The organism is Janthinobacterium sp. BJB301 (assembly GCF_002735685.1).
Taxonomy (GTDB): Bacteria; Pseudomonadota; Gammaproteobacteria; order Burkholderiales; family Burkholderiaceae_D; genus Janthinobacterium; species Janthinobacterium lividum.
Map to the genome: position 1 here is coordinate 1 of NZ_PDZJ01000006.1, position 14,423 is coordinate 14,423.

A 14,423-nucleotide genomic window follows, 5' to 3' on the forward strand; every position below is an offset into this window, starting at 1 on the left:
ACTTACATCAAATGCCCACACTTATCGACTGTTAATTGTTAAAGAACTGTATTCGGTTACTGCTTTCGCGCTATCGACAAAGCGTTGTGTTTGTCAGCTGCGAAGAAGGAAGAGTATGAAGCATTTCGCTACGTCCGTCAACTCCTTCTTTTTTCTCACTTTACGCTGCATTTGCATGCGTCGTTCAGCGAGGGGGCGAATTATAGCCTTGCCCCGCACGCCCCGCAAGCGCTAATTTGCATCTGGGCAAATATTGCTGTGTGATATCGTAGCGCCGACCATACCTTGCCTCATCCATATACATTCCCATGCCTATTCCACACATCTGCTCCACCGCCAATCCCGCACTGGCCAGTGCTCTCGAACACGCCATCAATAGCAAGACCAAGCCGCTGGGCAGCCTCGGCATGCTGGAAACCCTGGCCCGACAGATTGGCTTGATCCAGCAAAGCACGCAGCTGGCATTGCACCAGCCGGCCATCATCGTTTTTGCGGCTGACCATGGGGTCGTCGCCGAAGGCATTTCCGCCTATCCACAAAGCGTGACCTGGCAAATGGTGGAGAATTTCCTCGGCAACGGCGCCGCCATCAACGTTTTCGCCCGCCAGGCAGATTGCGCCCTCTATATAGTAGACGCCGGCGTGAACCACGCTTTCGGCCCACGCGACGGCTTGCTCGACCGCAAGCAAGGCCCCGGCACCCGTAACTTCGCCAAGGAACCCGCCATGAGCCAGCAACAATGCCTGGCCGCCATGCAGGCGGGGATGGATCTGGTCGCCACCCTGGATGGCAATGTGCTGGGCTTTGGCGAAATGGGTATCGGCAACACCACCGCTGCCGCAGCGCTGATGCACAAGCTGACGCAAACACCGGTCGCCGACTGCGTGGGCGCCGGCACCGGCCTGTCCAAGGAAGGCGTATTGCACAAACAGCAGGTGATCGAAGCGGCCGTCGCCCATCATGCGGCAGTCACCGCGCCGCTCGACGTGCTGGCCACTTTCGGCGGCTTCGAAATCGCCATGATGGCCGGCGCCATGCTCAAGGCGGCCGAACGGCGCATGATTCTGCTGATTGATGGCTTCATCGTCAGCAGCGCCCTGCTGGTGGCGGCCCGTCTGCAGCCGGCCATCCTCGATTACTGCGTGTTTTCGCACTGCTCCGATGAAAACGGTCATCGCCAGCTGCTGGCCAGCCTGGGTGCGCGTCCGCTGCTGCACCTCGATTTGCGCCTGGGTGAAGGGACGGGTTCGGCGCTGGCCTTGCCGCTGCTGCACGCAGCCGTCAATTTCATGCGCGAGATGGCGACGTTTGCCTCGGCCCAGGTCAGCGAAAAATCCACGCCAGATTAAGACCATGGCCAATCCCGTTTCCGCCGCAGTCCATCAGTGCCGCCTCTTCTTCATCGCGCTGCAGTTTTTCACGCGCCTGCCCATCCCCCGTTGGGTGGGTTTCGAACCGGCCTGGCTACAGCATGCCTCGCGCTACTTCCCGCTGGTCGGCGTGGTAGTGGCGGCCATTAGTGGCGCCGTGTATCTGCTGGCCAGCTGGCTCCTGCCGTCGGCGGTAGCCGTGCTGCTGGCCGTCGCCGCCGGCATCTATCTGACGGGCGCCTTTCATGAAGACGGCTTCGCCGACATGTGCGACGGCTTTGGCGGCGGGATGACGCGCGAGCGGGTATTGGAAATCATGAAGGATTCGCGCATCGGCGCGTATGGCGCCATCGGCATCCTCTGCCTGCTGGCCATCAAGTGCGCGGCGCTGGTTTCGCTGCCGCCCGCCGTCATCGTGGCGACGCTGTGCATCGCCCATCCGCTCTCGCGCATGGCCGCCGTCTCGCTGATCCGGTTCATGGACTATGCGCGCGACGAAGGCAAGGCCAAGCCGATGGCGCAGGAGATGAATACCGCTGAATTCCTCATCGCAGCCATCTGCGGCCTGCTGCCGGCCGTCGTGTGCGGCACCCTGGGAATCTTTTACTGGGCCACGCTGGTCTTCGCCGTCGTGGCGGCGGCCGCGGCTGCATTCTGGCTGGGCCGCAAGTGCCAGCAACGCCTGCAAGGCTACACGGGCGACTGCCTGGGCGCAGTGCAGCAAGTGGCGGAAGTGGCGGTCTATCTGGCCATCCTCTCCAGCTTCCAGCCTCCCCTGCGCTTCTATTAAAAAAGCATGCGCCTGATCCTCGTTCGCCACCCCGCACCGCAAGTGACCAGCGGCACCTGCTATGGCCGCAGCGACGTGGCGGTGGCGCCGCACGAACTGGCCACGGTGCGCGCCAGCCTGCGAGCGACTTTGCCAGCCGGCGTGCCGCTGTATACCAGTCCGCTGCGCCGCTGCGCCGGCCTGGCGGCGGCATTGGCGCAAGACTTGCCTGCGAGCGCCCTGCGCCTTGACGCGCGGCTGGCGGAGATGGATTTCGGAGCATGGGAAATGCAGCCCTGGCACGCGATTGCGCGCGCGGAAATCGATGCCTGGGCGACGGACCTGGCCTGGTACCGCCCCGGCGGGGGCGAGAATGTGCTGGCGATGGCCGCCCGCGTCGATGCATTTTTAGGCGATCTGTTGCGCGAACAACACGAAACGGTCGTCATCATCTGCCATGCGGGCACCATCCGCCTGCTGTCGGCACTGCAAGCCCGGCTGCCATTGGAAAAAACGGCCCTGCTGGCCGCCCATTCCGCCCATAAAATCGCCTATGGTGCGACGGTCGTCGTCGATTTCTGATATCGAATCGCCCAGCCAGCCATTTCAGTCCACGCCTGCTGCACGTATAATGGCGGGGTTTTGGTGCCCGCGCTCATGTCCATGAGCGCAGTTAAACGGGAAACACGATGCCGCGACTGCGGCGAACGTGTGCTGCCCCCGCAACGGTAAGCAAGTGTCGCCCCTCTCTACAGGAAGCGGGCGACAAGCTATCTCTGACAACCACTGTGCTTGCAATCATCGAGCATGGGAAGGTGGGATAGCCCTACTTGCCAGCCCGGATACCGGCCAGGACAGGTGGAAGTGTGCGAACGGGGATGTTCGCGATCCGAATGGCCCATGGCCATCTTCGATCGTCATCTTCAGTTCCCACTTCTGTTCAATCTGGCCTACGGGGACGTCGGCTGGTTGCATATTACTTACTGAAAATTATCATGACCCATGCTGTTTCCCGCCACGCGGCGCTCACGTCGCTCGCGCTAGCCATTGCCGCGCCTGCCGCTTTCGCCCAGACCACGCCAGATACCTTCGATCCAGTGATCGTCACCGCAACCCGCACCCCGCAAAAAACCAGCGAACTGCTGGCCAATACGGCCATCATCACCAGCGAAGACATCGCGCGTTCGGGCGCAGGTTCCGTTACCGAATTGCTGCAAAAACAGCGCGGCATCGAAGTCGCTCGCAATGGCGGCGCAGGCACCGCAGCGTCGGTGTACATCCGTGGCGCGAACAGCACCCAGAATATCGTTCTGGTGGACGGCGTCCGCATCGGTTCCTCGACCTTGGGCACCGCCAACTGGAGCCCGGTTCCACTGGCAAACATCGACCGCATCGAAATCGTCTACGGTCCATTGAGCACCCTGTACGGTGCCGATGCCATCGGTGGCGTCATCCAGATTTTCACCAAAAAAGGTAGCGGCGCGCCCGTGGTTGGCGCGTCCGTCGGCTTTGGCAGCGATGCCACGCGTCAATATGACGCCAGCGTTTCGGGTGCAACCGGTGGCTACAACAGCCTGAGCTACTCGCTGAACGTCAGCAAGGAAAAAAGCGACGGCTTTTCGGCCACCAAACCAGGTAATTTCTCTTACAACGCCGACAAAGACGGCTACGACAAGAAAAGCGTTACGGGCCAGGTTGGTTTCCAGCTGGCCAAGGGGCACGATCTGGGCCTGGTGTTCATGAACAGCAAGCTTGAAGCCCAGTACGATAGCGGCCCGGGCTATGACACGCGCAGCAATCAAAAGCTGGAAAACATCGGCGTATTCATGAACAATGAATTCGTTCAAGGCTGGCACAGCACGGTACAAGTTGCCGAAGCACGCGACAAGGCCAACGAGGACACCTTTGCGGGCGCGGCCGGCAAGAGCTCTCTGGAAACCAAGCAATCGACTTTCGACTGGCAAAATGACATCGCTATCGGCGTCGACACGCTGCAATTGCTGGCCAGCTACCGCAAGGAAGAAGTCGTATCCAGCGCCAAGCCGATCTTGAATCGCGCCCGCGATACCAAGTCGCTGGCGGCTTCCTACACCATGAAGCGCGACCAGCACCTGCTCAGCGCCAGCCTGCGCCGTGACAAGATGTCGGAAACCGGTTCGACCACCACTGGCAGCCTTGGTTACGGCTACCAGATCAACAATGCCTTGCGCGCCACGGCCAGCTATGGCACCAGCTTCCGCCAGCCTACCTACAATGAGCTGTATTACCCGGGCTACGGCATCGCCAGCAACCGTCCTGAAAAAGGCCGTAATGCTGAAGTTGGCCTGCGCTACGATGATGGCAAGACGCAACTGAGCGCCGTGTACTATCACAATCGCGTGACCGATTTGCTGATTTATGCGGATACCTGCCCGGTTGAAGTGGCCACACATCCGTTCGGCTGCGCCTACAACGTCAACAAGGCATTGCTGGAAGGCATCACCCTGACTGGCCGCCGCAAGTTTGGCGACTTTGGTCTCAGCGGCAATATCGACCTGCAAGATCCGCGCGATCAAACCCTGGACAAATCGCTGGTGCGCCGCGCCAAGCGTCACGCCAACTTTGCAGCGGACTACAGCATCGGTCAACTGAATACAGGCGCCGAATGGCAATTGTCGGGCAAGCGTTTTGAAAATCCTGCAAACACGACCCGCCTGGGCGGTTATGGCCTGGTTAACCTGTTCGCTACCTATCAAGTGGCGCAGGACTGGTCGGTGCTGGCGCGCTGGAACAATATCACTGACAAGAAGTATGAACTGGCACGCAACTACAATACCGCCGGCTCCAACTTCTTCGTCGGCCTGCGTTACGGCTCGAAATAACCATGTAGTAATGATGTAAGCTGCGGGCGATGGCATGCCGCCATCGCCCGCAGATGCAGTTCTGCAGTCCCCGTTTTTAAGGCAGTACATGCACCCATTTTTCCGCAACATGCGCCACCGCGCCACCGTGATCCTCACGGTGCTGATCGTGTGCGCGGTTGCCAGCCTGATTTTCTCCGGCATGATCGGTTCGATCGCGATCCCGCTCGCCGACCTGCCTTCCGCCCTGTTCCATGTCGTGCAGGGCAAGACCGATACCCTCGCCGCCACCCTGCTTGACCTGCGCCTGGGCCGCGCGCTGACCGCGTTTGTCACCGGCGCGGCGCTGTCCTTGGCCGGCGTCATGATGCAGGCGCTGCTGCGCAATCCCCTGGCGGACCCGTATGTGCTGGGCATTTCCGCCGGCGCTTCCGTCGGCGCGCTGGCCGCGCTGCTGTTCATGTGCGCGCTGTGGGTGGTCGACGCGGCCGCCTTTGCAGGTGCCGTCGGCGTGTCCATGCTGCTGTATTTCTTTGCCCGCCGCGACCTGCGCGGCGGCACGGCCGCTGAAGGCGGCGCCTCGCTCTTGCTGCTGACGGGCGTGATACTGGCTTCGGCCTGCATGGCCATCGTCACCCTGATGCTCTCCATCGCCCCGGAAAGCCGCTTGCGCAGCATGGTGTTCTGGATGATAGGCGACCTGTCCGGCGCGCCCGCGCGGCTGATGCCGTGGCTGGTCCTGGCCGGCGCCATGGTCTTCGCGCTGCGCTGCGCGCGTTCGCTGAACGTCATGGCGCTACACGCGGAAGCGGCCAGCACCCTGGGCGTGCGCGTGGGCGCACTGCGCAAGGGACTGTTCTTCTGTTCCGGCCTGCTCACTGCCAGCGCCGTCACCAGCGCCGGCAGCGTGGGTTTTGTGGGCCTGATCGTGCCGCATGCGCTGCGCTTTGCCTGCGGTCCCGATCATCGCCTGTTGATTCCCGCCGCCGCGCTGGCCGGTGGCACCTTTCTCGTATTGGCCGATACCTTGGCGCGCACCGTGCTGGCGCCATTGCAGCTACCCGTCGGCGTGGTGACAGCCATGATCGGTGCGCCCGTCTTCCTGTACCAACTGCACCGATTACGCCGCACATGATACGTACCTACCAACTTGGCCTGAAGGCAGGCACGCGCTCCCTGGTGGAAAACCTCATCTGGCACATCAGGGATGGCGAATGCTGGAGCGTGATCGGCCGCAATGGCGCGGGCAAGAGCACCTTGCTGCGCACCCTGGCCGGCTTGCGCGAACCGGATGCTGGCCACGTGACGATACAGGGCCGCGCCCTGATCGACTGGCCGCTCGACGAACTGGCGCGCGAACGGGCTTTCCTGGCGCAGGCACGCCACGACGCGTTCTCTTACCGCGTCATCGAAACGGTGCTGTCGGCGCGCCACCCGTATCACGACAACCATTACTGGGAAGGCAGCGACGACCAGCGCATCGCGCTGGCGGCGCTGGCCTCGATGGAAGTGGAGCACCTGGCCGAACGCGACGTGCGCAGCCTGTCCGGCGGCGAACGCCAGCGCGTGGCGATTGCCGCCATGCTGGCGCAGGATACGCCCCTGCTGCTGCTGGACGAACCGGCTAACGCGCTGGACCTGGCGCACCAGGTCAGCGTCATGGGCCTGCTGTCAAAACTGTGCCGCGAACAGAATAAAACCGTGGTGATGGTGGGGCATGACCTGAACCTGGCGCACAGCGTCTCGACCCATGCGCTGCTGCTGATGGGCGACGGCGGCTGGCTGGCCGGTCCCGTGGCCGATGTGATGCAGGCATCCATCCTGAGCGACTACCTGGGCCACCCGATCGAGATCATCGCTCACGGCAAACGCAAGATATTCATACCGAAAGAGGATCAGACATGAGCGACAACAAACCTATCGACGTAGAAACAGCCGCAATCAACGAACGCCACCGCGTGCGCATGGAGCGAAAAAAGGCCATCATCGACGCGGCCATCGCCAAGGCCGACAAGGAAATCGGCATCATCATCGTCAACACGGGCAACGGCAAGGGCAAGAGCTCGAGCGGCTTCGGCATGGCCATCCGCGCCATGGGCCACGGCATGAAGGTAGGCGTGGTGCAGTTCATCAAGGGCGCCATGTCGACGGGCGAAGAAAAATTCCTGCGCCGCTTCCCCGATGAAATCAGTTTTCATGCGATGGGCGAAGGCTATACCTGGGAAACGCAGAACCGCGAGCGCGACATCGAAAAGGCCGAACTGGCATGGGAGCAGGCGAAGACCTTCCTGGCCGACCCCAGCTACGGCCTGGTGCTGTTCGACGAACTCAATATCGCCCTCAAGTACAACTACCTCGACGTGCACAAGATCATCGCCGACCTGCTGGAACGTCCGCAGATGCAGCACGTGGTCATCACGGGCCGCGGCGCACCGGACGAACTGATCGCGATCGCCGACACCGTCACCGAGATGGCCGTCGTCAAGCATGCTTACGCGGCCGGCATCGGTGCACAGATCGGCACCGAGTGGTAACAGCGCCATGACGCGCACCCTGGTCTTCGGCGGCGCCCGTTCAGGCAAGAGCGCCCATGCGGAAATGCTGGCCCGCGAGTCCGGCAAGGAAGTGATCTACCTCGCCACCGCGCAGGCGGGCGATGATGAAATGGCCACGCGCGTCAGGCATCACCGCGCACAGCGCCCGGCCGAGTGGACAACCCTGGAAGAACCGCTGCGCCTGGGCGACGCCATCCTGCGGGAAGCACGGTCCGGCCGTCTGCTGCTGGTCGACTGCCTGACCCTGTGGCTGACGAATCTGATGTTTTCCAGCGGCGAGACGTATCCGGACGTGGGCGACATCATCCTGCCCGAACTGTTCCACAGCGAGCGCGCGCACCTGCTGTATGCGCTGGCCGAAATCGGCGACACCGACTGCGACCTCGTTCTCGTATCAAACGAAGTGGGCATGGGCATCGTGCCGTATGGCGCCATCTCGCGCTGCTTCACCGACGAGGCGGGCCGCTTGAACCAGGCCGTGGCGGCCGTGTGCGACAAGGCTGTCTTTGTCGCCGCCGGCCTGCCGCTGTACCTGAAAGGCGGCCCATGCTGAGCGGCTTGTCGCTGCCAATGCTGGCCGCCTTGATGACGGCCGGCGTGCTGCTCGACATGCTGCTGGGAGAAACGCGCCGCTGGCATCCGCTGGTCGGCTTTGGCCGCATCGCCAGCACACTGGAACGCCTGCTGAACCGGGGACGCGCACGTTTTATGCGCGGCATGCTGGCATGGTGGCTGGCCGTGCTGCCCATCAGCTATGCCGCCTACTGGCTGTGCGGCCTGGCGGGTGCCGCCCTCCACGTCTTCCTGCTGTATCTATGTCTGGGGCTGCGCAGCCTGCGCGACCACAATCAACCGATTGCCGATGCCCTGGCCATCGATGACCTGGACAACGCGCGCCTGCTGACGGCGCGCATCGTCAGCCGCGACACGGCCGACGCCGATGCAGCCAGCCTGGCCAAGGCCAGCACGGAATCCCTGCTGGAAAACGGCAACGATGCCGTCTTCGGCACCCTGTTCTGGTTTGCCGTGGCGGGCGGCCCCGGCGCAGTCCTATTCAGGCTGGCCAATACCCTCGACGCCATGTGGGGCTACCGCAACAAACGCTACGACTGGTTCGGCTGCTGCGCCGCGCGCATCGACGACATCCTCAATTATCTGCCGGCGCGCCTGACGGCCCTGTCCTATGTCTTGCTTGGCAAGAGCATGGCGGACAAGAAGCGCGCCTGGCAGTGCTGGCGCACGCAGGCCCCAAACTGGGGCAGTCCGAACGCGGGTCCCGTGATGGCCAGCGGCGCCGGCGCCCTGGGCCTGGCCCTCGGCGGCGACGCCATCTACGATGGCGAACTGGAACGCCGCCCGCCGCTGGGCGCCGGCCGTCCCGCCGAAGCGCGCGACATCGACCGCGCCTGGCGCCTGGTGGCCGAGACGGCCGTGTTGTGGCTGATCTGGGTGGCGCTGCTGGCGGGCCTGTTCTACCTGAAGGGGAAATACCTTGCTTGAACATGGCGGCAACCTGCGCGACGCCGCGCGCGAGTATGGACGGCCCATCGCCGACTGGATCGACCTATCGACCGGCATCAATCCGCACTGGTATGCAGCGCCGGCACCCGGCGCCAACGCCTGGCACCGGCTGCCGGAAGCCGATCCCGCGCTGGCCGCTGCCGCCTGCGCGTATTACAACGCACCCGCCATGCTGCCGGTTGCCGGCACGCAGGCCGCCATCCAGGCCCTGCCCCGGCTACGCGCACCGTCGCGCGTGGTGGTGGCCGCACCGTCGTATGCGGAACATGCGCACCACTGGCGCCAGCACGGCCACGCATTACACCAAGTGCCATATGCGCAGCTGGCCGATGCCGTCGACCACTGCGACGTGCTGGTCATCTGCAACCCGAACAATCCCACGGGCGAACGCATCGCCCCCGCACTGCTGCTGGAATGGGCTGGCAAATTGGCCACGCGCGGCGGCTGGCTGGTGGTCGACGAAGCGTTTGGCGACACGGAAACGCACGCCAGCCTGGGGCCGCACTCGGGCCAGCCTGGCCTGATCGTGCTGCGCTCCATCGGCAAATTCTTTGGCCTGGCGGGACTGCGCCTGGGCTTTGTCGCCGCCCATCCCGCACTGCTGGTACAACTGGCCGATATGCTGGGCCCGTGGACCGTCAGCGGCCCGGCGCAGCAAGTGGCGCTGGCCGCCTTGAACGACACGCACTGGCAGGAAGCGATGCGCGAGCGTCTGCGCGGCGAAGGCGCCCGTTTGCAACAGTTATTGGCCGCGCACGGCATCGCCAGCAGCGGCACGGCGCTGTTTCAATGGTGGCCGGACACGCGCGCCGAAGCGTTCTGGCAGCACATGGCAGAATCAGGCATCTGGGTACGCCTGTTCCGCAACGCGGCCCACGGCATCCGCCTGGGCCTGCCCCCCGACGAACACGCCTGGCTGCGCCTGCAGCAGGCCCTCACCGCATGGACGCACACATGAAAATCCTGAAAATATCGCTGCTGCTGGCTGGACTGGTCTCGCTGCAGGCACATGCCGCCATCACCGTGCGCGACGATGATGGGAATACCGTCACCGTGGAAAAACCGGCACAGCGCATTTTGGCGCTGGCGCCGCACGTGACGGAACTGCTGTTCGCAGCCGGCGGCGGCGAGAAGATCGCCGGTGTCGTCAGCTATAGCGACTACCCGGAAGCGGCAAAAAAGATCACGCAAGTGGGCGACAACCGCCAGTACGACATGGAGCGCATCATCGCCATGAAGCCGGACCTGATCGTCGTGTGGATGCACGGCAGCGCCGAGCGCCAGATCGCCATGCTGCGCCAGCTGAAGGTGCCGATCTATCACAGCGAACCGCGCAAGCTGGCCGATATCCCCGACAGCATGGAGCGCCTGGGGCAATTAATGGGCACGGAAAAAACCGCCAAACCGGCCGCCGCGCAGCTGCGCGCCAAACTGGCCAGCCTGACGGCCCGGTATGCGCAGCGTCCGCCCGTGCGCGTGTTTTACCAGGTGTGGGACAAACCCTTGTATACCTTGAGCGGCGCGAGCATCATCAGCGATTCCATGCGCGTGTGCGGCGGCCAGAATGTCTTTGCCGCGATGAAGGTGGTGGCGCCCGTCGTCACGCCGGAAGGCGTGCTGCAGGAAGATCCGGAAGTCATCTTCGGCACCAGCGAAAAAAGCGATCCGCGCAGCGAAGGCGGCCTGGCCATGTGGCGCGCCTTCCCGTCGATGACGGCCGTACGCCGGAATAACCTGTTCCGCCTGAATGGCGACCTGCTGAACCGCGCCGGCCCGCGCATGATCGAAGGCACGGCCGCCATGTGCGAACAGCTGGAAGCGGCCCGCCAGCGCCGCAACGCTCCCGCAGCCAAGGCAGCGCCATGAGCCACTACCAGCGCATCGCGTGCCTGTCGACGGAAGCCGTGGAGACACTGTACGCGCTGGGCGCGGAAGACGTCATCGCGGGCATTTCCGGCTTTACCGTGCGCCCACCCCGCGCGCGCGAGGAAAAAACCAAAATCAGCGGCTTCTCCTCCTCGAACCTGGAGCGCATCCTGGCCGTCCAGCCCGACCTCGTGATCGGTTTTTGCGATATGCAGGCCGATATCTGCCGCGACCTGGTCAAGGCCGGCATCGAAGTGCACCAGTTTAACCAGCGCACGGTGGAAGGCATCCTGCGCATGATCGCCGTGCTGGCCGCGCTGGTGCGGCGCGAGGAAGCGGGACGCGCACTGATCGCCAGCCTGCGCGCGGACATCGCCGCCGCCCGGGCCCGCGCCGCCGCCTGGACACGCAAGCCCGTGATCTACTTTGAAGAGTGGAACGATCCCCTGATGAGCGGCATCGGCTGGGCGGCCGAATTGATCGGCATCGCCGGCGGCACGGACGCCTTCCCGGAGTTATCCGCGCATCCGGGTGCAAAAGAGCGCATCATCGCCGATCCTTTGAGCGTGGTGAGGCGCGCTCCCGACATCATCATCGCCACCTGGTGCGGCAAGAAGTTCCAGCCGGCGCAGCTGACGGCACGTCCGGGCTGGGATGCGATTCCCGCCGTGCGCAATGACATGCTGTTCGAGATCAAATCGCCCGACATACTTTCTCCCGGTCCGGCCGCCATCACGGAGGGACTGCGCCAGATCAGCGACATCATCGCGCAATGGCAGGAGGATCAGAAAGAGCAGCAGGCATGAAGAGTCCCTTCCCCGCCCTGATGGTGCAGGGCACGACGTCCGACGCGGGCAAGAGCACCGTCGTCGCGGCCCTGTGCCGATTGTTGAAACGCCGTGGCGTGACGGTGGCGCCGTTCAAGCCGCAAAACATGGCCTTGAACAGCGCCGTGACGAGCGACGGCGGCGAGATCGGCCGCGCGCAAGCCCTGCAGGCGCTGGCCTGCGGCATCGCGCCGCACACGGACATGAATCCGGTGCTCTTGAAACCGTCGTCGAACACGGGCGCGCAAGTGATCATCCACGGCAAGGTGCGCGCCGAAATGGATGCGCGCGACTACCAGCAATATAAAACCATCGCCATGGGCGCCGTGCTGGAATCCTACACGCGCTTGCGCCAGCAATACGACGCCGTCGTCGTCGAAGGCGCGGGCAGCCCCGCCGAAGTCAACCTGCGCGCGCGCGACATCGCCAATATGGGCTTTGCGGAAGCCGTCGACTGCCCCGTGATCCTGGTGGCCGACATCGACCGGGGCGGCGTCTTCGCCCACATCATCGGCACCCTGGCCTGCCTGTCCGACAGCGAACGGGCGCGCATCCTCGGCTTCGTCATCAACCGCTTCCGCGGCGACATTTCACTGCTCACACCCGGCATCGACTGGCTGGAACAGCAGACGGGCAAACCCGTGCTGGCCGTGCTGCCCTACCTGCAAGGCCTGTTCCTCGACGCGGAAGACGCCGTCGAAGCGATGCAGGCGGAACGCGGCGCCTTCAAGGTGGTGGTGCCGCAACTGCCGCGCATCAGCAACCACACGGACTTTGACGCGCTGCGCGCCCACCCCGATATCGACCTGCAATTCGTCCAGCATGGGCAGCCGATTCCAGCGGCCGACCTGGTGATCCTGCCCGGCAGCAAGAACACGCGTGGCGACCTGGCCTGGCTGCAGCAGCAAGGCTGGCCCGCCTACCTGGCGAAACACCTGCGCTATGGCGGCAAGGTGCTCGGCATCTGCGGCGGCTTCCAGATGCTGGGACAAAGCGTGTGCGATCCGCTGGGTGTGGAAGGCGCGGCGGGAGAATCAAAGGCACTGGGCCTGCTCGACATGGTGACGGAGCTGACGAGCGACAAGCGGCTGGAACAGGTGCGCGGCCGCTGCGCGTTTGCCGTCGCGGCCGATGCGCCCGTGGCAGGCTATGAAATCCACATGGGTGTCTCGCATGGCGCGGCGCTGGCACAGCCGGCCTTTGTCATCGATGGGCGGCCGGAAGGGGCCGTGTCGGGCGACGGTCAAATCCTCGGCAGCTATTTGCACGGCATGTTCGATACACCCGCCGCATGTTCGGCGCTGCTGCGCTGGGCGGGGCTGGACTCCGGCCACACGGTGGACACCGCCGCCCTGCGCGAGGCCAGCCTGGATCGCATCGCCGATGCCGCCATGCCGCTGCTGGCTGCACTGGATGACCTCAAACGCTAGCGGCTATTTTTTCAGGCACACGCCCATGTACGAGCGGTCGGTCGAAAACTCGACCGCCATGCTCGACGACACCGGCATGAACATCGAATAGTCGGCCGGCACGTCGGCCGGGTCCTTGAACACGGCGATGCCATCGAAATCGGCGGCCTGCGCGCCCAGGCCCAGCCTGTTGACGGTGATGGTTTCCGCATGCGTCTTGCCGGTCGTGTCATTCGTCAGGGTGGCGGTGCTGCCGGCAACCTCGATCTTGGCGCTGATGCCCTGCGCCGCACAGGCGTAGCTGCCGTTGATTTCCGTGCCGATCTTTTGCTGCCTGGCCGCCACGATGGTACCCACGCGCAGCACGTTTTCCTGGTTGCGGCTGTAGCGGTCGATGAACAGCGCCAGCCCCCGGTCCCCCGCATGCACGTGCACGATGCCGAAGTCCTGGCCACCCTGGCGGGCGACGATCAAGCCGTTCTTCGCATCCTTGACCAGGGTCAGGCTGGCGTTTTCCGCTTCCAGCTGTGGCGATACTGCGGAGCACACGCCTTGCGCATTGAACACGCCGCCAATGCACAGTTGGGCCGCGCCGTCGGCGGAGATCCTGAGACTGCCTTTCGGATTGAAACGGTCGCCGCCGTTCGAGGCATTGCGCATGGCGCCCAGGAAAATATAGCTGCCGGCCAGCTTGGCCACGTCACCCACCGCATAGCCGGTGCCGCTGACGGTCGAGACCATATTACCCAATTTGATATTGCCCGACAGGAGACGCGTGCGCGCATCGACGGCAACGCTGAAATCCGTTGCCGTGTAAATAGTGAGATTGCCGCTGCTGGATGCGGTAAACGTGCCGCTGCGGTCGCTCAAGCCGAACTGCGTCGACAGCACGCGGATGGCGTAGGTTTTCTTGACATGGTCAAACGTGATGCGCCAGGTGTCGCCGATATCGGCAGCCACGTCATACACGCTTTCATCGGCGCTGGCGCCCGCAATGACGCTCAAGCCCGCCTCCTTGGCCACGGCGGCGGACGCCACGGCCACGCTGTCTGCGGGGGGGACGGCGGGCGTGACGACGACAGGCGGCGTGATGGGCGCTTCCGGCGCGCCGCCATCACTGCCGCCACCGCATGCGGACAGGGCCGCGCCCAGGACGAGGAACGTAAGTGCATTTTTCATGTGATGTGACTTTCGGGGAAAAGAGGCCGGAGCTGCCGGAAACACATGCTAGCCTTGCCCGCTGTCTATTGCCATGGAACAAATGTT

Annotated in this window: 14 protein-coding genes and 1 riboswitch; of the genes, 13 read left to right on the forward strand and 1 reads right to left on the reverse strand. The window is 63.9% G+C overall.

Going from position 1 to position 14,423, the window contains the following annotated elements:
- Positions 1-308 precede the first annotated feature (308 nt).
- The 13 genes from cobT (at position 309) to CSQ91_RS25505 (ending at position 13,178) form a co-directional block, all read left to right on the forward strand.
- Positions 309-1,349 carry a nicotinate-nucleotide--dimethylbenzimidazole phosphoribosyltransferase gene (gene cobT, locus CSQ91_RS25445; RefSeq protein WP_070278101.1) on the forward strand — a complete coding sequence of 347 codons (1,041 nt, stop codon included), beginning with the start codon at positions 309-311 and terminating at the stop codon, positions 1,347-1,349.
- Between the two features lie 4 nt (positions 1,350-1,353).
- Entirely contained in the window at positions 1,354-2,160 is an 807-nt protein-coding gene (locus CSQ91_RS25450) for an adenosylcobinamide-GDP ribazoletransferase (protein ID WP_070278103.1), read from the forward strand.
- A 6-nt stretch (positions 2,161-2,166) separates the two neighbouring features.
- Complete coding sequence (locus CSQ91_RS25455; RefSeq protein WP_070278106.1) at positions 2,167-2,721, forward strand: histidine phosphatase family protein; 555 nt, start codon at positions 2,167-2,169, stop codon at positions 2,719-2,721.
- Between the two features lie 44 nt (positions 2,722-2,765).
- Positions 2,766-3,007, forward strand: a riboswitch (cobalamin riboswitch).
- A 127-nt stretch (positions 3,008-3,134) separates the two neighbouring features.
- A complete protein-coding gene (locus CSQ91_RS25460; RefSeq protein ID WP_099389983.1) occupies positions 3,135-5,000 on the forward strand; it encodes a TonB-dependent receptor domain-containing protein in 1,866 nt (621 codons plus the stop codon).
- A gap of 88 nt (positions 5,001-5,088) precedes the next feature.
- Positions 5,089-6,114 (forward strand): FecCD family ABC transporter permease, encoded by a 1,026-nt coding sequence (locus CSQ91_RS25465; protein WP_034785028.1) that lies wholly within the window; start codon positions 5,089-5,091, stop codon positions 6,112-6,114.
- The gene (locus CSQ91_RS25470) at positions 6,111-6,884 is read left to right on the forward strand and encodes an ABC transporter ATP-binding protein (RefSeq protein WP_099389984.1); all 774 of its coding nucleotides are present in this window, start codon (positions 6,111-6,113) and stop codon (positions 6,882-6,884) included. The genes CSQ91_RS25465 and CSQ91_RS25470 overlap by 4 nt, the downstream gene beginning before the upstream one ends.
- Entirely contained in the window at positions 6,881-7,513 is a 633-nt protein-coding gene (gene cobO / locus CSQ91_RS25475) for a cob(I)yrinic acid a,c-diamide adenosyltransferase (protein ID WP_099389985.1), read from the forward strand. The genes CSQ91_RS25470 and cobO overlap by 4 nt, the downstream gene beginning before the upstream one ends.
- 7 nt (positions 7,514-7,520) lie before the next feature.
- A complete protein-coding gene (gene cobU, locus CSQ91_RS25480; RefSeq protein ID WP_099389986.1) occupies positions 7,521-8,087 on the forward strand; it encodes a bifunctional adenosylcobinamide kinase/adenosylcobinamide-phosphate guanylyltransferase in 567 nt (188 codons plus the stop codon).
- Entirely contained in the window at positions 8,081-9,034 is a 954-nt protein-coding gene (gene cbiB, locus CSQ91_RS25485) for an adenosylcobinamide-phosphate synthase CbiB (protein WP_099389987.1), read from the forward strand. The genes cobU and cbiB overlap by 7 nt, the downstream gene beginning before the upstream one ends.
- Positions 9,027-10,013 (forward strand): threonine-phosphate decarboxylase CobD, encoded by a 987-nt coding sequence (gene cobD, locus CSQ91_RS25490; RefSeq protein ID WP_099389988.1) that lies wholly within the window; start codon positions 9,027-9,029, stop codon positions 10,011-10,013. Before cbiB ends, cobD begins: the two co-directional genes overlap by 8 nt.
- On the forward strand, positions 10,010-10,921 hold the full coding sequence (locus tag CSQ91_RS25495) for a cobalamin-binding protein (protein WP_070278114.1): 912 nt from the start codon (positions 10,010-10,012) through the stop codon (positions 10,919-10,921). Before cobD ends, CSQ91_RS25495 begins: the two co-directional genes overlap by 4 nt.
- A complete protein-coding gene (locus tag CSQ91_RS25500) occupies positions 10,918-11,727 on the forward strand; it encodes an ABC transporter substrate-binding protein (RefSeq protein ID WP_099389989.1) in 810 nt (269 codons plus the stop codon). Before CSQ91_RS25495 ends, CSQ91_RS25500 begins: the two co-directional genes overlap by 4 nt.
- Positions 11,724-13,178 carry a cobyric acid synthase gene (locus tag CSQ91_RS25505; RefSeq protein WP_099389990.1) on the forward strand — a complete coding sequence of 485 codons (1,455 nt, stop codon included), beginning with the start codon at positions 11,724-11,726 and terminating at the stop codon, positions 13,176-13,178. The genes CSQ91_RS25500 and CSQ91_RS25505 overlap by 4 nt, the downstream gene beginning before the upstream one ends.
- Before the next feature lie 3 nt (positions 13,179-13,181).
- On the opposite strand, the gene CSQ91_RS25510 is transcribed toward CSQ91_RS25505, so the two are convergent.
- Complete coding sequence (locus tag CSQ91_RS25510) at positions 13,182-14,336, reverse strand: hypothetical protein (RefSeq protein WP_099389991.1); 1,155 nt, start codon at positions 14,334-14,336, stop codon at positions 13,182-13,184.
- Between the last annotated feature and the right edge of the window lie 87 nt (positions 14,337-14,423).